Genomic DNA, 23,094 nt, shown 5'->3' on the forward strand with positions numbered 1-23,094 from the left:
CGGTAACTCAATCGAACTGCAGATGAACCTTCATCGATTGCGACCGGTCGTGCGCCACCTCGAATGCATGATTGGCCTGCGATAGCGAGAACGAATGCGTCATCAGCGGCCGCAAATCGAGCTTGCCTTGCGCGATCTCCCGCGCCGCAATTGCGTATTCGTCGGCAAAGCGGAACGAGCCCGTGTAGCGAATCTCTTTGGACATGACGAGGTTCGCCGCGACCGGCGACTGTCCGGCGGGCAGATTGCCCACTTGAACGACGGTGCCGCCCGCGCGCACGGCGCGCAGCGCGGTATCGAGCCCGGCGGGACTGCCGGACGCCTCGATGACGACATCGAACGTGCCGCGCGCCTCGGTCCAGCGCGATACCACGTTCGTATCGCCTGCATCGACGGTTTCATCGGCGCCCATTGCGCGCGCGATATCGAGGGCCCGCTTCGAAAGATCCATGGCCACGAGCCGATGCGCGCCGGCACGGCTCGCCGTAGCCAGCAACAGGCAGCCGATCGGACCGCACCCGACGACGAGCACCTGCGCGCCGACGAGCGAGCCGGCGCGGCGAATCGCATGCAGCGCCACCGCGAGCGGTTCGGCCATCGATGCCTGCGCGAAATCGAGCGTCTCGGGTACCGCCACGCATTGATGCTCGGCAACGACGATGTACTGCCTGAACATGCCCTGGCTATGCGGGAACGTCGAAGCACTGCCCATGAAGCGCATATCGAGACAGTGGTTCGGCATGCCTGCCACGCAATAGCGGCAGCGCCCGCAGGTCAGCCCCGGATTGACCGCAACACGCTGACCCACTGCGACCCCGGCAGCCGCACTCGATTCCGGCACCCCCGCGCCAAGCGCGTCGATTTCGCCCGACACCTCGTGCCCGAGGATGAACGGCTCTCGAACGGCGAAGTCTCCGCTCTTTCCTTTGAAGTAGTAGGACAGGTCCGATCCGCAGATGCCGCCCGCGCGTACGCGCACGCGAACCTGCCCCGGCCCCGGTTCGGGACGTTCGATGTCGTCGACACGAATGAGCTTCGGCTCATGAAGCACGGCTGCCAGCATTGAGAGGACTCCTTACCAGTTCCAGAGGGTGCCGTCTTCGAGTCGCGCGACGGGAAGATAGGCCGGGTCGTAGGGATAGCGCGCGGCCAACGCCTCGTCGATATCGACGCCATGCCCGGGCGCCTCGCCCGGGTGCATCATGCCGCGTTCGAACCGCCACGCGTGTGGGAAGACTTCGAGCGCGGCTTGCGGAAAACCCATGTATTCCTGTACGCCGAAGTTCGGTACCCACAGGTCGAAATGCAGTGCCGCGCCCATGCAGACGGGCGACAGATCGGACGGGCCGTGACAGCCGGTACGCACCTGATAAAGCGAGGCAAAGTCCGCCACGCGGCGCAGATGCGTGATGCCGCCGGCATGCGTCAACGTCGCACGGATATAGTCGATCAACTGCTCTTCTATGAGTTGCTTGCAGTCCCAGATGCTGTTGAACACCTCGCCTACGGCAATGGGCGTGACGGTGTGCTGGCGAATCAATCGAAAGCCGGCCTGGTTTTCGGCTGGAGTGGGATCCTCGAGCCAGAAAAGCCGGTACGGTTCGACGGCCTTACCGAGGCGCGCCGCTTCGATAGGGGTCAGGCGGTGATGGACGTCGTGCAGCAAATGCGTATCGAAACCGAAGCGCGCACGCACGGCCTCGAAAAGCTTCGGTACGAAATCCAGATATTTCTCCGAAGACCAGCTGTGCTCTTGTACGACACCTTTGGTGGCCGGCTCGTAGACGCCCCCGCCTTTCGCCACGCCGTAGACCGAGCGCATGTTCGGCACACCGCATTGCACGCGAACCGCCTTGTAGCCCGCCTCGATATGCTCGGCGTATCGATCGAGCGCCTCGGAAATATCGGTACCCGTCGCGTGCCCGTACACCATTACGCCTTCGCGCGAAGCGCCGCCGAGCAACCGGTAAAGCGGCAGCCCCGACACCTTGCCGAGAATGTCCCACAGCGCCACGTCGACGGCCGCGATGGCCGTCATCGTCACCGGGCCGCGCCGCCAATAGGCGCCCTTGTAGAGGAACTGCCAGATGTCTTCGATACGTCCTGGATCGCGGCCGATGAGCGCCGGGCAGACGTGGTCCTTCAGATAAGACGCCACAGCCAACTCCCGGCCGTTGAGCGTCGCATCCCCGATGCCATGAACGCCTTCGTCCGTGACGATCTTCAATGTGACGAAATTTCGACCGGGACAGGTGACGATGACATCCGCGCGAACGATTTTCATGGGGCGAGTCCTTGCATCTGCTTCGATGTTGGCTCATGCTACCATACAAGTATGTTTGATTGATTCCAAGGGATAACCCGGATATTCGCCTCATGACCCCTGCTCCTCGTCTGACTCGTCACGCGCTGCCCGAGCTGACAGCGCACCTTCTATCGCCGGGCTGGCGCGAGCCCGACATCGGTATCGTGCATTTGGGCATCGGCAACTTTCATCGTGCCCATGAGGCGCTCTATACGGAGCAGGCCGTTGTGGCCGCAGGTGGGGACTGGGGCATTTGCGGCGTCACATTGAAAGCGGATACGAGCAAACGCGATGCGCTCGCCGCCCAGCAAGGGCTCTATAGCGTCATCGAGCGCGGCCCCGATGGCGAACGCATCACGCTCGCGCGCATCGTTCGCGAAGTGCTCGCGCTGCCCGACGATCGTGCGCGGCTATTCGAGCGGCTCACCGATCCGCGTGTCCGCATCGTGTCGCTGACGGTGACCGAAAAAGGTTACTGCCGGGACACTGAAACGGGCGATGTCGATCTGGGGCACCCTGACATTGCCCATGACTTGGCGCATCCCGACGCGCCGTCGACGGTTCCCGGCATACTCGTCGCCGCGCTGCGCCGCCGCATGGCCGATCCGTTTACGGTGCTGTGTTGCGACAACCTCGCGCATAACGGCGCGGCGACGCGCCAGGTCGTCGCCTCTTACGCCCGGGCGCTGGATCCGTCGATTGCGGACTGGATCGTTGGAAACGTGGCGTTTCCCTCGACGATGGTGGACCGGATCGTACCGGCTACGACTGAGGCGGATCGCGAATCGGCATCCGCGGCGCTCGGCTATACCGATCTGATGCCGGTGCCTTGCGAGCCGTTTCGGCAATGGGTGGTCGAAGACCGTTTCCCGGGGGGCGCCCCGCATGGGAGCAGGCTGGGGTACAAATGGTCGAGGACGTGACGCCGTTCGAGCTCGCGAAGCTGCGCATGCTCAACGGCACGCATTCGACGATCGCCTATCTCTCGATGCTCGCGGGCATCGAAACGGTCGATGCCGCGATCGGCGAGAAATCGATACGCCAATTGATCCACGCCATGATGACCGAGGAAATTGCACCGACACTGAGCGTGCCGCCGTCGCTCGACCTGCACGCTTATCGCGACGCATTGCTTCAACGTTATGCGAACCCTGCTCTCAAGCATCGCTGCGTACAGATCGCAATGGACGGCAGCCAGAAGATTCCGCCTCGTCTGCTCGGGCCCATCGCCGAGCGCCTGGCTGCCGGCCAGCCGTTCCCGCGGCTCGCGCTTGCCGTTGCGGCGTGGATGCGGTTCCTGCGAGGTCGAACCGACGATGGTGCGCCGTATGAGATCAGCGATCCGCTTGCCGCCCGGCTGACGCACGCCGCACAGCCCGCGGCGAATACGCCCGAGGCGCTCGCCGACGCCTTGCTCCGCATCAGAGAGGTGTTTCCCGAAGCGCTCGCGGGCAACCGCGTCTTGCGGGATGCGCTCGTTCGAGCGCTGTCGGCCCTTCGCGAAGGCGCACGCCACGCGGTTCAGGCCTATGGGTGAACGTCGGTCCACGCCTCTGGACGCGGACAACCAGCCGTCAATCGATTTGCTCTGCGGCTTCCTCGATGACGCTGGCATCCGACGGGCGCACGACGCGCGCGACCTCGGCGCCGTCACGCAGGAAAATCAGCGTGGGCCAAAGCTTCACCTTGAATGAACGGCCGAGCGGCCGGCCCGGGCCATCCTCGATCTTCAAATGGCGCACCTGCGCGCGCGGCCGGAGCGACTGGGCAATCAGCGGCTGCGCCCGCTCGCAGTAGCCGCACCAGTCCGTGCCGAACTCCAGGACCGTCGGACCGACGAAGGCGTCGACTTCGCCGCGCGTCGGCGGTGTTTTCGAATAGGCGGTATCGCGACTCATGACCCTTCCCCGTTGCCGATGAAGGCTCAATGATGCGCGCGTGCCGCGCGCGTGTGCGCGGCCTTTTTCGCGGCCGCTTTGCGGCCAGCCGCGCCCTTGGTGGCGGCGGCCTTCTTGGCCGCGGCGGAGCGGCTTGCCGCCGGGCGCTTCGCCGCCGCGGACTTGGCCTGCGCCGAAAGTGCACCGCGCGATGCGCTCTTTTTACCCTCGTGTTTGAGCACGGCCGTCGTCGTGCGGGAACGCTTGGCAGTGGTCTCCTTGCTGGCCGATTTGCGCGCCGCGGCCGGGGTTTGACCCACCTCGCGATCCTTCTGCGCCTTCTTGCGCGTCGACTCGCTGGTCGCCCCCTTCTTCGGCGGCTTCAAGTCCACACCCGCCCTGCGGGCCTTCGACAGTCCAATGGCCACCGCTTGCTTCGCCGACTTCACGCCATGCTTGCCGGCGCGCACGTGATCGATCTCTTCCTTCACGAATTCGCCGGCCTGCGTGCTCGGCGCTTTGCCCGCACGCTTGTCGGCACGGGCACGCGAGAGGGTTTTCTTCTCAGGCATGGCAGTTCTCCCATGGATTGGTTGGGTTTCTTACTGCCGCGCAAGACCTGTGCCTCGCTTCCCGGAAGTCGTCGCTGCGGACCCCGGCGGTCAACCCGCAAGCGCACAACGACGGCGCCCGCCATGCCGCCGGCCAGGTGTCCGTGACGCCGATCGCCTCACGGCACCGCCGTTTCGCGCCGAAGATCGATCCATGCCACTTGCGGATAGGCCCGCGCCGCATAGTCTCGCAGCATCGCGGGGACGATGCGCGCAGGAACGAAAAGGCTTTGCCGCAACGACAACGAAAGCGCCACTGCGGTCTCGTCCGTCGCAGCGGGCGCCGCCTCCCCGGTCAGCACGACGGCGCGCACCGATGTCGGCCGCCCGGGACGCAGCCACGGCGACACCATGCCGGGCGCCATCCCGAACTCGATCAAAGGATCGCAGCCGGGCGGATTGATATGCAGCCGTTTGACGCTGGCACGAGCGAGCCCCAACCGTTCGGCCACCTCGCGCATGAGATCGCGGCTCAGCAATGGATCGCCGATGGCTGTGCACAGCAGCGTCGAGTCGCCCAAGCGCACCGTCACGGTCTTTTGCACCTGGGCTGGTGCGACGATGCGCTGCTTTTGCGCCGCACTGAATGACGGAGGATGCGACCGAACGGCAGGCTCGACGCCGTAGCGCAGACAAAGCGCGAACATGAGCGCCACGCTTTGTCGGGGCAGCGCCGTGTCATCGAATCCCGGCTCGAATGCCGTACCCTCGCGAAGGCTCACTCCCGCGGGTTCGAGCGTCGTGCCAGGTCGAAAGCCAGGGGACTCTGAAAAGAACAATCGAAAATCCGGACCGCTCGTCATAACGCCCTCGTGCGACAGCAGTTTCGAACGCTTGCTCGGGGTGTCCGGCCTGGCAATGTCTACCGGGCAACGATGCTGCCAGAAACGCGGCACGGACGCCGAAAACGATACCGGCCGCACCGTGGGCCGGACGCGCCGAGAATCGTGAAAACCTGCATGTCGCGTGATGAGGATTACGGCTTTGGGTAGTGGCAGGCGCCAACGCGGGCTAATGCTGCAGGTCTGTTCACCCTAGAATGAGGACTTCCCGTCGAAGCACTCCACCCGTTCGTCCAAAACGCGGAAAGGATACTGACATGCGAGCCCTGCGCCTCGTTCTGATGCTGCTGCCCGCCCTCATCGCTTCGCCGGTGCTGGCGAAAATGGTCGTCAAACCCGTCGAATGGACACTCGACGGCACGACGTTCGATAGCCGGCTCGTCTATGACGACGACTCCATGGCGAAGCGCCCGGGCCTCGTCATGGTGCCCAACTGGTACGGGATCAACGATATCGCCATCGAAAAGGCGAAGAAGATGGCCGGCAAGGACTACGTCATCCTGCTCACCGACATGTACGGCAAAGGAACACGCCCGAAGGGGGACGACGACGCCAAGGCGGCGGTCACGCCGCTCTACAAGGACCGGGCCATGATGCGCAAACGCATCGTCAAGGCGTTCGAACAGCTCGAGGCCGCCGCGGCCGGGGCTCCGATCGATCGCGCACGCCTTGCCGCCATCGGCTTTTGCTTCGGTGGCGCGGTCGCACTCGATCTCGCGCGCAGCGGCGCCCCCGCGAAGGCCGTGGTCGCCTTTCATGGCGATCTGAGTACCGACAACCCCGCGCTCGCCCGAAACATCAAGGCGCGCGTGCTCGCCATGAACGGAGCCGACGACGCGTTTACCATGCCGGACGCCCCCAAATTCGTCGAAGCAATGAAGCAAAGCCCGGCCGACTGGCAGTTCGTCGAGATCGGCCATGCCGTTCACTGCTTTACGGAAACCGAGGCCACGAGCCCCACGGGAATGTGCCGCTATGACGCGAAAGTCGCGGCCCGGTCCTATGCGATGATGCGCGAATGGCTCGCCCAGAGCTTCGCCTCGAACTGAGCGCGCGGACTGGCACGCCTGAACGCATGCCAGAAAATCCCTACACCATGCGCAACCTATCCTTACTCGACAATCCGCCTGCGCCTATCGAACAACCGAGCGCATACGCGTAGCATGGTTCTCGAGCGGCAAAATCGATTTCTATCGATGGCGCCGCCCGCGCGGGGCCACCCCGCGCGCCGCACTACCACTCGAACAGAAATGGGAGCCACGACATGAACACGTCCTACGCCAGCAGCAGCTACGACGCTTGGGAATTGCCGCCCGAGGAGCGCGAACTGCGTCAGTGGATCACCGACTGGTATCAATCGGCAGTGAAAAGCGGCTATGTGGAACCCCCCTATGAACTCGACAACGAGATGGCCGAACGCCTGGAAGGGTTCTTTCGCTTTGGCCTGACCCCTGCGGAAGGCGCAAACGTGGTCTTTGGCAGGCTACATTGACGGGAGAATCAGCCGGGGGCCGAGCGTTCACCGCGGCGGCCTCCGCCCCCGCCCCGCTTCTTGCGATAAGCGGGGTCTACGTGTTTTCCCCTACGCGTGCCCGCTAGCCGTAATCCGCTATAAAGATTGGCGCCCCGCCTGCCGATAGCCAGATACGCCCTTTCGGCGAACGGCGAACGGCCGCTAATGACGCGTGCCGACCGGTTTCGATTCGTATCGGGAGCTAGGCCCCGCCGGCCACGCTCGCGCGTGGCCGGCATGACGCGTCATGAAAGACAATTTACATTCCCGGATGCCAATGGGCCGGCGCTTCAATATCGGCGTCGCCTGCACGCTCGTGCCCGTTCTCTTGCTGTCCTATTTGCTGCTCAAGCATCAATGGATGGCGTTTCAAGACGCGGACGCGGCCGTGCACCGTTTTCATTCGTTGGGCGCCACGCTGATCGCGATGGAGAAGATCTCCGCCGAGCGCGGCCCGATGAACGGCGTGCTCGGCGAAGATCTGCCCATCCCAGCTATGCGCACGGTTTTGCTCAAGCGTGCGCGCATCGAAAGCGACGAGCGACTCAATCGCCTGCTCGAAACGCTGAGCCCGGACGAGTGCGCCACCTGCTCGGACGATTACGCGATCGTGCGTCAGCTCAAAAGCGAGCTGACGGCGGCACGCGTTCAGGTCGATCGCCTCGCGGCCATGCCGCGCGCGGCGCGCGACGACCGCGCGCTGGAGAACGTCCTTCATCGCATGTTCTCGATCGTCGACGGCTTCAGTCCCGTGGCGGTCTCGCAGACCTCGGCGGTCGCGCGCGGCGATCCCAACACCATGAATTGCCTCATCATCTCGCGTCTGGCCGCCGATCTGCGCGAGCATGCGGGCCGGCTCGGCTCGCGCTTCACGAGCGCGCTGGCCATGCGGCGTCAGTTGACGATCGAGGAAAAGCTCGCGATCGCGCAGACGCACGGCCGCATCGACCAGATACGCGCGCTCATCGATGCGCGCATGGTCGAGCATCCGTTGCTGAGCGCGGAAGCGTTCGCCGCCGTCAACACCCGCTATTTCGGCGACGGCTTGCGCTATGTCGCCTCCGTTCAGGCGCTTGCCGATCGGCCGATCGGTGCCGGCATCTCCACGGGCCGCTTCGCCGAAGAGTATGTGCCCACGATGAGACCGATCGTCGGCTTTCGCGATGCAGTCCTCGAGAAGGCGGCGTCCGAACTACAGCGCAACCGCCACGCCGCGCTGGTGGCCGCGGTTACCACAGCCGGCGGCGAAGTGCTGTTGCTGATCGCCCTCGGCTTGCTCATCGTCGGCTTCAGGCGCGACGTGGTCAGCCCTTTCGCAGAGGCCACCGCGGCCATCCAGGCCATCGCGGCCGGGAACCTCGATCATCACGTACCGTGTTCGTTCAGCCGGGACGATATCCGCGTGATGTTCGATGCGCTGCGCGTCCTGAAAGAGAACAGTATCGAACGCGCCCGGCTCGAAACCGACCGCGCACGCCTGATCGACGAGTTGGCGACGATGGCCGAGACCGATCCGCTCACGCGGCTTTTGAACCGGCGCGCCTTCGAAGGGCGTGCAGGCGCCTTATGCCGGCAGCCCTACGATCCTTCGTCACGCATCGCGCTGATCATGTTCGATATCGACTACTTCAAGCGCGTCAACGACACCTACGGCCACGCCGTCGGCGACGAAGCGCTGCGCAGGGTCGCCCAGCTCTGCCACACTCACTTCGCGCGCTCGGATATCGTCGCGCGCATCGGCGGCGAGGAGTTTGCGGTGATGTCGCGCGTGCAAAGCATCGAAGCCGCCCGCGAGATGGCCGAGCGCATGCGGCAGGACATCGCCCGCGCCGCCGTGGATACCGACTCGGGTACGCGCTGTCAGATGACCGCGAGCTTCGGCATTGCCATCGCTACGGGAGCGGCAGCCGAACTCGAGGGACTCCTCAAGCAGGCCGACCAGATGCTCTACGAGGCCAAGGTGGCCGGGCGCAACCGCGTCATGGTGCGACGTGCCGCACAGGCCGGCGACCCCGCCGAGGCAGCGGCGGGTTGACGCGTTCGCGCGAATCGCATCGCCATAGCGCGGAAAACGGCCCCTGCCCGCGGGCCAGCCTGCCCGGCGCACCGCGTTCGACGATGCCGCCGGCGTCCATGACGAGGACTTCGTCGACAAGCTCGGTCAGCGCCGAAAGGCGGTGCGTGATCAGCAGCACGCTGCGTCCTCGCATCAACGCCATGACGGTATGCAGCAGTGCTTGCTCCGTGATGCTGTCGAGCCCTTCGGTCGGCTCGTCGAGAACGAGAATCGGCGCATCGAGCAACAGCGCGCGCGCAATCGCCAGACGACGTGCCTGACCGCCCGACAACCGTGCGCCTGCCTCGCCGATCTGCGTGTCGTAGCCTTGCGGCAGGTCCGTGATGAAATCGTGCAACTGCGCGCTGCGGCATGCCGCCTCCAGCGCCGCTTGATCGGCGTCGGGCCGCGCCATCAGCAGATTGTCGCGAACGGTTGCGTTGAATAGATAAGTGTCTTGCGAGACGACGGCAATGCGTGCGCGCACGGATTCGCCCGCGCACTCGCGCAACTCGCGATCGCCAAGCCGGATGCTGCCGGCCTGATAGTCCCAAAAGCGCAGCAGCACGTTGACCAGGCTCGATTTTCCCGCGCCGCTCGCGCCGACCACCGCGAGACGACCGCACTCGGGCAACTCGAACGATACATTGCGCAATGCCCAATCGTCGCCTTCCCGATATCGCATGAAGACGCCCTCGAACGCGAGCGCGGCGCCGCGCGGCAGGTGCGGCTCGGCTGGGTCGGCCACGGCAGGCGCCGCATCGACGAGCGCAAAAATACGCCGGGCGGCCGCGAGACTCTCGCCGAGCATCTGCATGGCGAGCGGCAACGGCATCGCCGCTTCGAACGCGGCCAACACGAGGAGCGCCAACATCGCCAGATCAGCCGGCGGCAAGGCACCGCGGCTCACGGATGGAACGACGAGTACGAGCGTCGCCCACATCGCCAGCGATGCCGCTACGACGAGCGTCGCTTGCGAGAGTGCATCGAGCCGGTTCACCGCGGCCTGCCTGGCGACGAGTTCCGCCGATAGCGCGTCGATGCGCTGCGCATAGCATGCCTCACCGCCGTAGACACGCAGTTCGGCCGATCCCTGCATGGCGTCGATGACTGCCTCGCGCATTTGCGCGCGCAGCGCCACGCATGCACGCGAAGGCTCGTTCGCGCGGGCGAGCAGACAAGCCGGCAGCACCACGCCCGCGAGCAGCAGGCAAACGAACAGCACGAGTGCCGCCGGCAGGCTAAAAACGGCCGTGGCGGCGATCAGGATCGCTGCACCCACCGCGCCTACGATAATCGGCAGCAGAACCCGCAGATAAACGTGATCGAGACTATCGATATCGGACTGAATGCGGCTCAGGAGATCGGCGCTGCGCAGATCGGCCAGGCGAGCCGGCGCTAGAGGCTCGATACGCGAGTAGAACCAGACGCGCAGTTGGGCCAGCAGCTGCAAAGTGGCATCGTGGGTGACGAGCCGTTCGATGTAACGCCCAAGCGTACGAACGATCGCGCAGGCGCGGATCGCGGCCGCCGGGGTGAAGTAGTCGAAAGTCGTCCGCGCGATACCCGCGAGCGCCATCGAGGCGATGAACCAGCCCGAAAGCGCCATGAGGGTGACATTGGCGAGCAGCGTCGCGAGCGAGACGGCTGCACCGAGCGCCATCCGCTTCCAGTACGGACGAAAGAGCAGAACAAGGCGGATGAAATCGGCGCGAGCCTCGTGCGCAAGACGCACGCGGGAATGCTTCGGCCGGTCCGATCGCAGCGAGGCGCTCACGATACAACTCCGGAAATCGCATCTGCATCTGCATCTGCATCTGCATCTGCATCTGCATGCGCATCGTGCGTGTCGTAGGCTCGCATCAGGCGGCGATAAAGGCCGTCGCGGGACATCAATTCCCGATGCGATCCGCTCTCGAGGGCACGTCCGCGATCGATGACGACGATATGCGTCGCCAGTTGCGCAGTGGCCGGCCGGTGAGCTGCAAGCAGCACCGTCCGTCCACGCGCGAGCCGACCGATTGCGGCATGAATGCGTTGCTGCGTACGCGCATCGAGATGGGCGGTCGGCTCGTCGAGCAGTACCACGGGCGCATCCTTGAGAAAGGCGCGGGCGAGCGCAAGACGTTGAATCTGACCGCCGGACAAGCCCACGCCACGCTCGCCGACAGGCGTGTCGTATCCGGCGGGCAATGCCTCGATGAATTCGTGCGCATCCGCAAGCTCGGCGGCCTCGCGCACGCGCGCGAGCGAGGCGCCGGGCGAAGCGAGCCGCAAATTGTCGAGCACCGTGCCGGCGAAGAGGTGCGCGCGCTGCGGCACCCATGCCACGTTCGCGAGCCAGCTGGCTTCGTCTATGGCCGACAGGTCCACGTCGTCGATCGAAATCGAACCGCTTTGGGGCAACGCGAAGCCGAGCAGCAAATTGAGGGCGGTGCTCTTACCCGCTCCGCTCGGGCCAACCAGGGCCGTGACTTCGCCGGGCTCGGCAACGAAGCTGAGCGCATCGAGCGTGGTGCGGCCTTCGGCATGCGCGAACGACACGCGCTCGAAACGAACGCGGTGAGGCTGCGCAGGGTGCAGCGTCGCGCGCTCAGCGCAACGCTCCGGTAACGGTGCGCTCAGGATGTCGACGATACGCTCCGCGGCCGCAATGGCCTCCATGCGGGCGTGATAGTGCGTGCCGAGCGTACGCAACGGCAGATAGAACTCAGGGGCGAGCAGCAAAACGAAGAACACCGGCTGGAAATGCACCTTCGCATAGAGCAGATTGAAGCCGATCAGCACGGCGACGATCGCAATGCTGACCGTCGACAGAAATTCGAGCGCCACCGAGGACAAAAACGCGATCCGCAAGACCTGCATCGTACTGAGCCGATACGACTCGGACACGCGAGCGACGATTTCCGCTTCACGCCGACTGGCGTTGAAACGCTTGAGCGTCGCGAGGCCCGCGAGCGTGTCGAGCAGGCGTGCGCTCAAGCGCGTGAGCCGGCTCCACTGGCGCTGGTTCGCGGCCACCGCATCCTTGCCGAGCAGCGTCATGAAAAGCGGGATGAGCGGCGCAGTCAATACGAGCACGAGACCCGATACCCAGTCGAGCGGAAATATCACGACGACGAGCGCGAGCGGCAGGAGCGCGCTCAACGCGCGCTGAGGAAGCCAGCGTGCATAGTAGCCCTCGAGCGCCTCCACTCCCGTGACGAGATGGCTCGATAACGCACCGCTCGATTCGTTCGCAAGCCATGCGGGACCGAGCGCCTGGATCTTGCGAACGAGCTCCGCGCGCAACGCGGTGCGCACGGTCGCCGCGCCGGCGAACGCATATCGCTGCGCCGCCTGCACGGCGACGAAGCGCAAGCCGATCGCCGGCAGCATGGCCGCCAGTGCCGGCCACACTGTCGCGAGCGCGGCGCCGCGGAGGATGACGGCGTTGACGATCCACGCCAACAACGCCGCCTGTGCGATCACGGCGACTCCTGCCGTCAGTCCCATTGCGACGGCCATTCCGAGTGGCGCACGTATGCCGTCCGCGCGCCGCGCAAGCCATGCATCCAGGGTCTTTTTCAACTGAGAATCGGGGCTCATGCTCTTGAAGCTCGAACATATAAAAACATCGCGGCACGATGTCGCACCCATGCGAACAACGATGCAACCGTACCGGCACGCACCTTAACAGAACCGCGCTCGCGCGAAACGATGGCCGGCACGCGGAGACGCGCTGAGCCCCGTGCTTGCGTGGTTCTTGCGACGGTATGCCGCAAGAAATCGAGCCGCGCTTAATTAAAATCAACGACAGTCGAACGTGTTGCGTTCGCGCGTTCGTGCCGGGTCTTTGCCGACACACGGTTCGCATCATTCGCACGATTCGGCAACGCCTATTACCGGAGCTTCACATGATCAGCAATACCGTGGTCGAGCTTTCGCGGCTTCAGTTCGCCGCGACCGCGCTCTATCACTTTCTGTTCGTCCCGCTCACATTGGGGCTGTCGTTTCTTCTGGCGGTCATGGAGACCGTCTATGTCATCACCGGAAAGCCGATCTACCGCGATATCACCCAGTTCTGGGGCAAGCTCTTTCTGATCAATTTCGCGCTCGGCGTGGCGACCGGTCTCACGATGGAGTTCGAGTTCGGCACCAACTGGTCGTTCTACTCGGGCTTCGTTGGCGATATCTTCGGTGCGCCGCTCGCCATCGAAGGCCTGATGGCATTCTTCATGGAATCGACGTTCGTCGGCCTCATGGCCTTTGGCTGGGAGCGGCTTTCGAAAGGCAAGCATCTCGCCGTCACCTATCTCGTCGCACTCGGCTCGAATCTCTCGGCGCTCTGGATTCTCGTGGCCAACGGTTTCATGCAGAACCCGCAAGGGGCCGCCTTCAATCCCGTGACGATGCGCATGGAACTGCAAAGCTTCAGTGCGTTGATTTTCAGCGAAGATGCGCAAACCAAGTTCGTGCATACGAGCATTGCCGGCTATGTGACCGCCGCCATCTTCGTGACGGGCATCAGTGCCTTCTATATGCTGCGCGGCCGGCACATGGAGCTCGCCAAGCGCTCGTTTCGGATGGCCAGTCTGTTCGGTGTGCTCTCGGTAGCCGGCGTCATTACGCTCGGCGATGCGCTAGGCTTCGTGGGCGGCCATGCCCAGCCGTCGAAGCTGGCGGCAATGGAAGCGCTCTGGCAGACCGAGCCCGCACCGGCGCCCTTCAACGTCGCGGCATGGCCGCTCAACAGCGAGCGCCGCAACGCCTGGAGTCTGCAGATCCCCTACGTGCTCACGCCGCTTCTTACCCACACGTTCGATACGACGGTGCCGGGCGTGGACCGCATCGAAGCCGATGCGGTGAAACGGATCAGAAACGGCATTCCCGCTGTCGCCGCATTGAAGGTGTTGAGCGCCGATCCGACCAACGCCGCGGCGCTCGCGCAGTTCGAGGCACACAAGGCCGATCTCGGCTACGGGTTTCTCGTGAAGCGCTATGCGGCTGGCCAGGACGTCGAGCGAGCGACCGAAGCCGATATCGCGAAGGCCTCGAAAGACACGGTGCCGAACGTATTTCTGATGTTCTGGATGTTCCGCATCATGGTGGCCTGCGGCATTTCGATGCTGGCCTACTTCGTGATCGCCGTCATCTTGTCATTACGCGGGGACGTGCATCGCCGGCGCCGGTTTCTCAAGCTCGCGCCATGGATGATCCCGGTTCCGTTCATCGCGTGCGAAACCGGCTGGATCACCGCCGAGGTCGGACGCCAGCCGTGGTCGGTCTATGGTGTGTTACCCACCTGGATGTCGGCGTCCAGCCACAGCGTCGGATACATGATCTTTTCGCTCGCCGGCTTCTTGCTGCTCTATTCGGTATTCATCGTCATCGAGGCGTTCCTGATGGTGAGAGCGATCCGCCAAGGGCCCGACGCGCCACATGGCAGCGATACGGCACCCGCCATCACGGAGCCGGCGGCGGTTCCGACCGGCGCAACCGCTGCGCCGGCACGATAAAAAGGACTGCGAGATGGAACTCTATCTAGTCTTCAAGGTGCTCTGGTGGCTGGTGCTCGGCGTGCTGCTGATGGGGCTCGGCATCATGGTGGGCATGGACATGGGCGTCGGCGCGCTGCTGCGCTATGTCGGGCGCACCGACACCGAACGGCGCATCGCGCTCAATATCGTTGCGCCACACTGGGACGGCAACCAGGTCTGGTTCGTTCTCGGCGGCGGAGCGGTTTTCGCCGCATTCCCACTGCTCTATGCGACTGCGTTCTCGGGCCTTTACATCGTCATGCTGTTGCTGCTCTGGACGATGATCCTGCGGCCGCTCGGCTTCGAGTACCGCAGCAAACTGCCGACGGCTGCCTGGCGCAACGTGTGGGACTGGGCGCTCGTCGCGAGCGGCATGGTGCCGATGATCGTCTACGGCGCGGGTGTCGGCAATATGCTGCGGGGCGTGCCCTTTCATTTCGACTGGGATCTCACGTCGCACTACACCGGCAGCTTCGTCTCGCTGCTGAATCCGTTCGCGGTGATGTGCGGCATTCTTTCGCTCTCGCTTGCCGTCTATATGGGCGGCGTGATGCTCACAGGACGCTCGGAGCCCGGGCCCCTGCAAGCGCGTGCGCGCCGCGCCGCCACGGTCGGCATTGCGATCGCATTCACGCTGTTCACGATCGGGGGATGGTGGACGATTCATCTGAACGGCTATCGGCTCGTACAGGCACCGGCGCCCGGCTTGGCGCAAACCCCGCTGCAACAAACCGCGGTGCTCGTCAGCGCGGGGTGGTTCGATAACTACCGCGCCGTTCCCGCGCTTTGGCTCGTACCGGCACTCGCATACTTCGGCATGACGCTGGGCTTTTTAGCGCTGCGCGCGCGCCGCGCGACACTCGCCTGGTGGTGCGGCGCGCTCGCATGGATCGGCGTCATCGGCACGGTCGGCGTCAGCATGTTTCCGTTCCTCTTGCCCTCATCGAGCCACCCGTCGCAGAGCCTCACGGTCTGGAACTCGGTGTCGAGCCGCCATACGCTGATCTGGATGGCGGGCTGGGCCGCTATTTTCGTCCCGGCCATTGTCGCCTATACCAGTTGGGCGTTTTACATCATGCGCGGCAAGGTGAAGGCAGAACATGTCGAAGCCGACCCGCACGCTTATTAATGGGGTAATCATGAAGACGTTTTTGCAATTCGCCGTGATGCTGGCCGCTGTCGTCGCGGCGATCGTGATCGGTGTCATCGTGGGCAATTATGGCGCGTGGTACTTCTCGTGGATCGTCGGCACGATCATGATCGTGCTCTTCTCCGCCGCGGGCGGTGTATTGCTCGATACGCAGGAGTACGAACGATCGGCAGCCCGGCGCTGATCTATGCTTCGTAAAGTTCGAGCGGCAAGCCGTCCGGGTCGCTGAAGAACACGAAGCGCTTGCCGGTCAGCTCGTCGAGCCTGACCGGCTCCACCGCCACCCCCGCCGCGGTGAGCGACGAGACGCACGCATCGAGATCGTCTGTCGCAAAAGCGAGATGGCGCAATCCCCGGGCCTCGGGATACGACGGCCTCGGCGGAGCCTCTGGAAACGAAAACAACTCGATCTGGCCATACTCGCCGACTTCGAGATCCAGTTTCCACGAACGGCGTTCCCCCCGCCACGTTTCGCGAATGACGCGCAATCCCAACGTCTGCGTGTAAAAACGCTTCGAACGCTCATAGTCCGAGCAAATAATCGCAACGTGGTGAATGCGGGAAAGGGGCAGCGCAGCGGACGTCATCGCATCTCCTATGGCACCGATGTTTATACACCGCCCGCGCGATACGCTCAATGCCCATTGATCGACCGACCCGGCAGTTTGGCGAATAAAAACGTATTAAAAAAGGATCGCGAGCGCATCGGAGCATCCTGCGGTCACGGCGCGAGGACATCGTCCGCCAGGGCATCGATCGCTCGCTGTCACGACCATGACATAGACATTCTGCGAAATAGCGCTAATTCGATTTGCATGAATCGTACAAACTTTTCGAATAGACGCTACAAAGAAACTTTATGGATCAGACATTTCGTTTTCTCTCGCAGATTGCAATTCTCCCTTTAGCCGATGAGCGCGTGCACGCGCGCTTTTTGACCGACCGCGACTTACCCGCGCTGCTGGAGTTGGAGCAGGAAAAGTGGACCGATGTGCAGGCCGCGTCGCGCGCCCAACTCCAGGCGCGAATCGACGCTCATCCCGATCTGGCCGTCGGCGCCTTTTGCTCGCGATCCGGCCGACTGCTCGCCTCGCTGTTCATGCGGCCCGTCGCCGACGACTTCCACCGCTGTGTCACGACCTGGGAAGACTGCACATTACTGCCCTCTCCTGCCACAGGGACGACGCTATTCGGCATCAGCCTCACGAGCCGCGATCAAGCCGGCGTCACGGCATTACTGAAATTTTTTTGGCCCTACGCACTCAAGCGCGGCTGGCGGTACATCTATCTCGGCTCTCCGGTGCCCGGTCTGCGCGACTGGATGGCGGCTCATCCCGAAGGGCACGTCGAAGACTACGTCCATGCCCGGCGCCGCGGCCTGCCCCTCGATCCGCAGTTGCGCTACTACGCCTCGCGCGGCTTCGACAGGATCGTGTCGATCAAGCGGGACTATTTCCCGCATGAGCGCTCGCTCGATTACGGGGTGCTCCTGCGAGGAACGGTTCCTTTGTCGATACTGCGTCCAGTTTGGTCTGCGCTTGCGCTGCCTACGATACAACGCATCGCCCACCCGCTCGCCGCATTGCTATGACTCGATCCGCCACGCACTCCACGACCGGACGCGTTCAGCCGCGCTCGTACAGCGATTGGCCCAGCGCATTGTTTTTGTCGTCCGTCCTCATCAATACGATTCTGATTTCGATCTGCACCAACCCGTGGTTCCTCGCTCCGCTGATGCTGCTCCAAGGGCTCCTGCTGACCGGGTGTCAAGAAGCCAAGCATCTGTGCGCGCATGGGACGTTCATCGGTAATCGCAACGTGAGCGACGCGATAGGCACCGCATGCGCGGCGCTGGTCGGGCAGAACTTTTTTGCCTTCCGTTACTTTCATCTGGCACACCATCCCCTCCCCTGTACCGGGGCCGATCCCGAAGGGCCGCTCTATGCCCGAAGCTGGCGCACGCGCTGGATCTGGCTGCTGGCCCCGCTCGAGGTGCCTTGGGTCGCCTGGCATCTGACGCGAACGGGATGGTCGATGGTGCCGCGGGCCAAACGCGCCCGGCGCAATGCAGCCTTCGTCTGGTGGGTCGTATTTGCGCTATCGATTGCCGTCGGGCTGCGCCACGCGCCACGCACGGTCGCTGTCGCTTATCTGATTCCGCTCGCACTGTCGGCATGGTTCGATTTCATCCTCACACAGGCCGAGCACTATGGCGTGGCGATTGCCCCCGCCTCGTGCCGGCGTCCGCAGGGCTCGATCGCGAACGACATTGCGCTTCCGTTCGGCCTCGGCTGGGTCCTGCTGCACCGTTCGCTGCACCGGGCGCACCACTGCGAACCTGCCTTGCGATGGTTCGAGGTGGCGCGTCGGATCGAAACGGATCCCACCGCGGCGCCAATCGGCTATATCGCGTTCGTGCGCCGTTGGCTGACCGACGGCCCCAGGTTATGGCTGACGGATCGAGGCTCCCGCGCGAACGCGAACGTGCCGATTCGCGCAGAACCGGGACGCCGGACATGACGCCGACCTACGATGCTTCCACCCGCCGCGGCAAACCGCTGTTCTGGAATGGCACACTCGTGCGCAGCCGGTTCTTCGATGCGCTTTCGCTGATCCTCCCCGCCGGCGAGGCGTTTCTCATCGACACGCTCGAAACGTGGCGTACGCGTTGTCCCGCGCCTATCGACACCAGGCTGCACAGCGAGGTCGAGCGTTTCGTTCGAGAAGAGCGCGCGCATCGGCAAGCGCACGTGCGTTACAACGATGCGCTGATTGCGGGCCTGCCAGGCGCGCAGGCCGTCGCCGAGCGGGCAAACCGCGTGACGGCTGAACTCGAGCGGCTCGATTTGCCGATGAAGATAGCGCTCGTCGCCGCATTCGAGCACTTGACCGCCGTACTCTCCGAAGAGGTCGTCTCTCACGGCACCTTGCTGATCGATGGGCAATCGCACGCGGCGAAGCTGTGGCGCTGGCATGCGCGCGAGGAACTCGGGCATCGCGATGTGGCTATCGATGTCGCCGCGCACGCGGGACTGAACCGATGGACGCTGCGGTCGGCCTTGCTCCTCGCTACGGGATATCTTTTGGTCGACGAGTTGCGCTACACGTTCGCGTTGTGCCGCTGCGATATCCGCTCGGGCGCGCCGAGTTGGCGCGCAGCATCGATCGATGCCGCCCGGTTCGCGTTCGGCAGCCTGCCCTCGCTCGTCCGCATGGTGCGGGGATGGTGGCGTTATTTCCGCGCACCGTTGGCGAGCGCACGCTGAATATCGATTTCGCTGTCGGGCACGGCGTTTCGCCGCGGCCACCGGAATTGCAATAACACTTTCCTAGCATGGGTCGCGAATCCCCCCTGCATCGCCAACATGAAATCCGCCCTGCGCCGCATCCTCCCGTCATCCACATCTCCCACTGCTGCTCCCGCGGCGGAGATCCGGCCACCGCAAAGCGCCCCGCAGCCGGAAGGATCGGCAGCGGCGCACCCCGCACGCGGCAGCGTGCGGGGCCGTCTCGCGCAATTGTTCGACATGAAGAAGGTTCCCTTCGAGCCGGCTGTCAGCGTCGAGCGCTGGGACGAGACGACGACGCTCGGCATCTGCGAACGCTGGGCCGAAGGGCAGCGCAAGCAGCCGTCGATCGTCGGACTGGCTCGCCTGACGGCGCTGAACTTCGAGCGCGCACGACCGGATTCGATCCCCGCGGAGATGAGAGATCAGCGCTTGTTGCCGGAAGGATCGAAGGACGAGGACTATTACCGCGAGATGATCGCGACATTCCTTGAAACGGTAGGGCTCGACGATACCGACGCAGTCATCGACAGCTTCAAAAAGACCGGTACGGGTGCGTTGCATCGTCAGCGCCTGACCGTCTCCTCGACCGTCAACGGGGCGGTAAGCGCCGCGCAATTGGCGGCTTCGGCTCATCTGCCGGCGAAAACGGCGCTCTCCGGCGTGCAACTGCTGCTGACGTTGCTTTCGACGCAGCTGGCATTCGATTCGGCCAACATCCGGTTCCGGAATTCGGGTACCGAGGAAATCATGCCGCTTGGCAAGGCCGATGCGACGCCGAGCGCGAAGACAGGTCCGAATGTCATGCGGGCATCGGCACGCCTCGCGTTGGAACTGCGCAAAATCGGCAACGCCGTGCGAAAAATGGAGCGCGCGCAAGCCGATCTCGACGACGCGCATACTCGGCTTGCGAATCCGAATGCCGCACCGCAAGAGCGCGAGCAGGCCGAGCGGGACATGCGTGCCGCCGGCACCGCACTCAGCGTCGCTTATGCGCGGTTTTGCATGCGCATGGAGTTGAAATCCGATTACAAAACCGCGGCCGAAAGCGCAAAGATCGAGTATCACGGCAACAAGCGCGCGTTCGGCGTCAGTGTCGCGTCAGGCGCGGCGACTTATACGGCGACGCTGCTCGGCATCCTCACGCCTGTCGTCATCACGTCGTTTGCCGCCACCGCCGGCGCGACGGCCGGCGCTGTCGCGCTCGTGGCCGCGCTTTATGTCGCCTACCAACTCGGTTCGGGTCCAAGCAAGGACGGCGAAGCCAAAGCGAAACGCGCGATCGTGGCACTTGCCAAATCGACGGACCTGCTGGCCGGCAATGCCGCCAAGCAGCAAACCGAACGCGCCGCGGCCTATCGCACCTACATCGCCGAAAAACGCGTGACGAACAATCCCGAGGTGCGCAAGCAGGCCAAGGCCAAACTCATTGCCACGCTCGAAGAGATCGCGCGCCGCGATTCGACGAAAGACGATCTCGATCCAGTCAGGAACTGGACCGATTACGCGGCGCTGCGTCGCGGGATCGCCAATGCGGGTGCCGATGAAACCGCCGTGAAAGCGCTCGAAGAATCGTTCGCTGAAACACACGCGAGTCAATTCAAAGCGTCGACCGTCTCCGATGCGTGGAAAACGCCCGATCGCATGCGCTTCGACAGCATGGGACGGCTGCTGCTGGGCCGCGTGAGCGAATCGCTCGCGTCGCTGCACGACTTCAACACCGAGGTGGAACGGACCGGCGCCCGCGAGTCGCGGCGCAAGGCCGCGGCGCGCAACACGTTGCGTGCCGGCCGTCGTGCCGAGGTCAAGGCCTGCTTGCGCGACTGGCTTCATTTCGAACTCGCGCAGTCGCGGATGAAGGCAGCCGTTGCCGAGACCGATCCGGTTCAGGCGCGCAACACCCTGCGAGCGGCAGCCCAGGCGCTCGCGGCCATCGAAAGCGCCGATGCCCGCGCACTGTTCAGCACCGATGCGCGCAAGCAGGTGGATGCGACGAAGCTCGCCAAATCGATGGCGATCGGCGAGCGTGAACGCTATACGGTGACGAACGCCGGAGCGGCCGCGTTGGCCGCCGCGGTCAATATCTCCGGCTCGGCGGCGAGCCTGGGGCTCAATATTCACAAGGCCGAATTGGCCAGTCATGGGGTTCATCAAAAGCCGGCGTTCGGCGATCAGAACGACGCGCGTCTGGTGGCGCAAGGCACCGCGCCCGTTACCGCGCCCTATTCCGCGGGCGAACGCGCGCGGTTCCAGAAGACCAGCATGGCCAAGCTCGTCAAGACGCTCGCAAGAGACGGCGAAGCCGTCGTGACGAAGCTCGACTTGCCGGCGACGAATGCCATGCTCGTCGATCTGGGCGATCGACACAGCGACGCGTCGCTCGACCGGTTGCTCGCGAGCATCGAGGCAGCACGGGACATCCCCGACGAAATCACGGTTTCGGTCGGCGGGGCGAAGCTCAGTTCAGGCAAACTGAGCGGCACGACCGGGTATTACAACTGGCGCTATCGACACGCACCGCTTGCGACCCAGGCGAAGTTCAGAACGCGTCAAATGGCGATGCTCGCCGATAGCCTTGCCATCTCGGTCGCCACACCCATCGCTCACGCAGTGGCACAAGTGCCATTGTCGAAAACGCGCAAGGCGGCCGATCTCGGCAAAAGCCTGAGCCCGGGCGTACGCGAACGACTGACGAGCCTCGCGACCCAGCCGCCGCCATCCGAGGCGCCGCCCGCGACGGATGCGCGGCACACGAGCGATACGGTTATAGAACGAGTCGAATCGGCGTTGCCGCCGCCCGAAAGGCCGCTTCCTGAAACGCAAACGGGATCGCCCCCAGCGAACGACTTCATCGCTTCGGCCGGCGCGGATGCGCACGGGCTGGCAGGCTCGTTCGATGCGCAAGCCGCCGCACTCGCACTGCGTGCTATCCCGGAGCTCGGCGGCAGTGCGCGCGTCACGCATCCGGACGTGCCTGCGGCGCGCCCGGAGAACGTGTTCGTGCCGCGTCCCGAGCAAGCGACGATACCGGTAGCCGAACGCCATGAACCGCTCGAACTCGAGCGGCAGCGCGACATGATGATGGGCGCGGGGCGCGACGAGACGCTGCGATGGTTCGCGCAGCACGGGATTCGCGCCGCGGACAACAGCGGTCATGCCTCGATGGACTGCCTGATCATTTCGCTACTTCAGCACGCGACGGGCCGCTATGACGCGCAATCCGAGCCGCTGCTCGCGGCTCAGGCATCGCGTTACCGCGAAGCGATGGCGCGCGAGTATCCCGAGATCGAAGGCGGCGACCGCATGCTCTACGACGACGAGCCGGCGATCGCGGCGCTGATGCAGCGGATCAACCGCGATTACGGCGCCAGTATGAATCTGCAATTGATCATGCCCAGCATCGACGGTCCTATTCGCTTTCAAGCGTCGCGGCTCGGAACCGATCCCGTCGGCATCGTCATGTTCGGCAATCACTTTCAGGCCGTTCACATGGCGGGCGACATCAGCGAAGAGCGCATCGTCGACGAACCTTCGGACACGTCAACATCGTCGAGCGAACAACCGGTCGCCTCGGCGTCGTTGACGCAAGCCACGCTGCCGGCCGACGTCGAACCCGTCAGCAGCCGGCTCGAGGCGTGGTTGTCCGCCATGCCGACGGACCCGCGAACCCTCGGCGCGCTCAGGAAAGCAGCGGCATCGACACAACCCACACCGCGCGGCATCGATGCCGTGGAGGATTCGACGCCTCGTTCGCCGTCCCTCGACAGGCGGGATTCGCTCGCCGGAACGACGGCCGCCGTCGTCGGAGCCGATTCGCGCCGCTGGACCGTGGCCGGGCGGCGCGTCCGATTCGATGACGATGCCAAGACGAACGACGGCCCAACCCGGCGCGCCAGATCGAATAAACCGGGACGGGAATGAGTCAGCGTCGACG

20 protein-coding genes are annotated in these 23,094 nt (G+C 64.2%); 12 read left to right on the plus strand and 8 right to left on the minus strand.

Annotation, left to right across the window (positions count from 1 at the left end; genetic code table 11):
• Positions 1–7: 7 nt before the first annotated feature.
• Positions 8–1,063: an L-idonate 5-dehydrogenase gene (locus ACR9ZC_RS19085; RefSeq protein ID WP_481581494.1), complete on the minus strand. Its 1,056-nt coding sequence runs from the start codon at positions 1,061–1,063 to the stop codon at positions 8–10.
• A gap of 12 nt (positions 1,064–1,075) precedes the next feature.
• Positions 1,076–2,284, minus strand: coding sequence for a D-mannonate dehydratase ManD (gene manD, locus ACR9ZC_RS19090; RefSeq protein ID WP_331568498.1), 1,209 nt, complete (start codon positions 2,282–2,284; stop codon positions 1,076–1,078).
• Positions 2,285–2,376: 92 nt separating this feature from the next.
• Here manD and ACR9ZC_RS19095 point away from each other — a divergent pair, with 92 nt between their 5' ends.
• Together ACR9ZC_RS19095 and ACR9ZC_RS19100 are read left to right on the plus strand one after the other, a co-directional pair.
• Positions 2,377–3,228 (plus strand): mannitol dehydrogenase family protein, encoded by an 852-nt coding sequence (locus ACR9ZC_RS19095; RefSeq protein WP_481581495.1) that lies wholly within the window; start codon positions 2,377–2,379, stop codon positions 3,226–3,228.
• A complete protein-coding gene (locus ACR9ZC_RS19100) occupies positions 3,213–3,842 on the plus strand; it encodes a mannitol dehydrogenase family protein (RefSeq protein ID WP_481581496.1) in 630 nt (209 codons plus the stop codon). The genes ACR9ZC_RS19095 and ACR9ZC_RS19100 overlap by 16 nt, the downstream gene beginning before the upstream one ends.
• Positions 3,843–3,879: 37 nt before the next feature.
• On the opposite strand, the gene ACR9ZC_RS19105 is transcribed toward ACR9ZC_RS19100, so the two are convergent.
• From ACR9ZC_RS19105 to ACR9ZC_RS19115, 3 genes are all read right to left on the minus strand, one after another.
• Positions 3,880–4,203: a thioredoxin family protein gene (locus ACR9ZC_RS19105; protein WP_331568496.1), complete on the minus strand. Its 324-nt coding sequence runs from the start codon at positions 4,201–4,203 to the stop codon at positions 3,880–3,882.
• A 26-nt stretch (positions 4,204–4,229) separates the two neighbouring features.
• Positions 4,230–4,754 (minus strand): DUF6496 domain-containing protein, encoded by a 525-nt coding sequence (locus tag ACR9ZC_RS19110; protein ID WP_331568495.1) that lies wholly within the window; start codon positions 4,752–4,754, stop codon positions 4,230–4,232.
• Between the two features lie 158 nt (positions 4,755–4,912).
• A complete protein-coding gene (locus ACR9ZC_RS19115) occupies positions 4,913–5,515 on the minus strand; it encodes a hypothetical protein (protein ID WP_481581497.1) in 603 nt (200 codons plus the stop codon).
• Between the two features lie 377 nt (positions 5,516–5,892).
• On the opposite strand from ACR9ZC_RS19115, the gene ACR9ZC_RS19120 reads away from it, so the two are divergent.
• The 3 genes from ACR9ZC_RS19120 (at position 5,893) to ACR9ZC_RS19130 (ending at position 9,183) form a co-directional block, all read left to right on the plus strand.
• Complete coding sequence (locus ACR9ZC_RS19120) at positions 5,893–6,684, plus strand: dienelactone hydrolase family protein (RefSeq protein ID WP_481581498.1); 792 nt, start codon at positions 5,893–5,895, stop codon at positions 6,682–6,684.
• Between the two features lie 215 nt (positions 6,685–6,899).
• Positions 6,900–7,127 carry a hypothetical protein gene (locus ACR9ZC_RS19125; protein ID WP_331568492.1) on the plus strand — a complete coding sequence of 76 codons (228 nt, stop codon included), beginning with the start codon at positions 6,900–6,902 and terminating at the stop codon, positions 7,125–7,127.
• A 268-nt stretch (positions 7,128–7,395) separates the two neighbouring features.
• Entirely contained in the window at positions 7,396–9,183 is a 1,788-nt protein-coding gene (locus tag ACR9ZC_RS19130; protein WP_481581499.1) for a GGDEF domain-containing protein, read from the plus strand.
• Here ACR9ZC_RS19130 and cydC read toward each other — a convergent pair.
• Together cydC and cydD are read right to left on the minus strand one after the other, a co-directional pair.
• Positions 9,128–10,981 (minus strand): thiol reductant ABC exporter subunit CydC, encoded by a 1,854-nt coding sequence (gene cydC, locus ACR9ZC_RS19135; RefSeq protein ID WP_481581500.1) that lies wholly within the window; start codon positions 10,979–10,981, stop codon positions 9,128–9,130. The genes ACR9ZC_RS19130 and cydC overlap by 56 nt on opposite strands.
• Complete coding sequence (gene cydD, locus ACR9ZC_RS19140; RefSeq protein ID WP_481581501.1) at positions 10,978–12,792, minus strand: thiol reductant ABC exporter subunit CydD; 1,815 nt, start codon at positions 12,790–12,792, stop codon at positions 10,978–10,980. The genes cydC and cydD overlap by 4 nt, the downstream gene beginning before the upstream one ends.
• A gap of 308 nt (positions 12,793–13,100) precedes the next feature.
• Between cydD and ACR9ZC_RS19145 the strand changes: the two genes are divergently transcribed.
• From ACR9ZC_RS19145 to ACR9ZC_RS19155, 3 genes are read left to right on the plus strand one after another with little or no spacing between them, the layout of a single operon-like run.
• Positions 13,101–14,702 (plus strand): cytochrome ubiquinol oxidase subunit I, encoded by a 1,602-nt coding sequence (locus ACR9ZC_RS19145; protein ID WP_481581502.1) that lies wholly within the window; start codon positions 13,101–13,103, stop codon positions 14,700–14,702.
• A 13-nt stretch (positions 14,703–14,715) separates the two neighbouring features.
• Complete coding sequence (gene cydB / locus ACR9ZC_RS19150) at positions 14,716–15,852, plus strand: cytochrome d ubiquinol oxidase subunit II (protein WP_481581503.1); 1,137 nt, start codon at positions 14,716–14,718, stop codon at positions 15,850–15,852.
• A gap of 10 nt (positions 15,853–15,862) precedes the next feature.
• Positions 15,863–16,057 (plus strand): hypothetical protein, encoded by a 195-nt coding sequence (locus ACR9ZC_RS19155; RefSeq protein WP_481581504.1) that lies wholly within the window; start codon positions 15,863–15,865, stop codon positions 16,055–16,057.
• A gap of 1 nt (position 16,058) precedes the next feature.
• On the opposite strand, the gene gloA2 is transcribed toward ACR9ZC_RS19155, so the two are convergent.
• On the minus strand, positions 16,059–16,460 hold the full coding sequence (gene gloA2 / locus ACR9ZC_RS19160) for an SMU1112c/YaeR family gloxylase I-like metalloprotein (RefSeq protein WP_481581505.1): 402 nt from the start codon (positions 16,458–16,460) through the stop codon (positions 16,059–16,061).
• Between the two features lie 272 nt (positions 16,461–16,732).
• Here gloA2 and ACR9ZC_RS19165 point away from each other — a divergent pair, with 272 nt between their 5' ends.
• The 4 genes from ACR9ZC_RS19165 to ACR9ZC_RS19180 all read left to right on the plus strand — a co-directional run bounded on the left by ACR9ZC_RS19165 (position 16,733) and on the right by ACR9ZC_RS19180 (position 23,081).
• Complete coding sequence (locus ACR9ZC_RS19165; RefSeq protein ID WP_481581506.1) at positions 16,733–17,464, plus strand: hypothetical protein; 732 nt, start codon at positions 16,733–16,735, stop codon at positions 17,462–17,464.
• Positions 17,461–18,393, plus strand: a complete 933-nt coding sequence (locus tag ACR9ZC_RS19170) for a fatty acid desaturase (RefSeq protein WP_481581507.1) — start codon at positions 17,461–17,463, stop codon at positions 18,391–18,393. Before ACR9ZC_RS19165 ends, ACR9ZC_RS19170 begins: the two co-directional genes overlap by 4 nt.
• Entirely contained in the window at positions 18,390–19,139 is a 750-nt protein-coding gene (locus ACR9ZC_RS19175) for a metal-dependent hydrolase (protein ID WP_481581508.1), read from the plus strand. The genes ACR9ZC_RS19170 and ACR9ZC_RS19175 overlap by 4 nt, the downstream gene beginning before the upstream one ends.
• 99 nt (positions 19,140–19,238) lie before the next feature.
• Positions 19,239–23,081, plus strand: a complete 3,843-nt coding sequence (locus ACR9ZC_RS19180) for a type III effector protein (RefSeq protein WP_481581509.1) — start codon at positions 19,239–19,241, stop codon at positions 23,079–23,081.
• Positions 23,082–23,094: the final 13 nt, after the last annotated feature.

The organism is Trinickia sp. HAY1-2D (assembly GCF_056754935.1).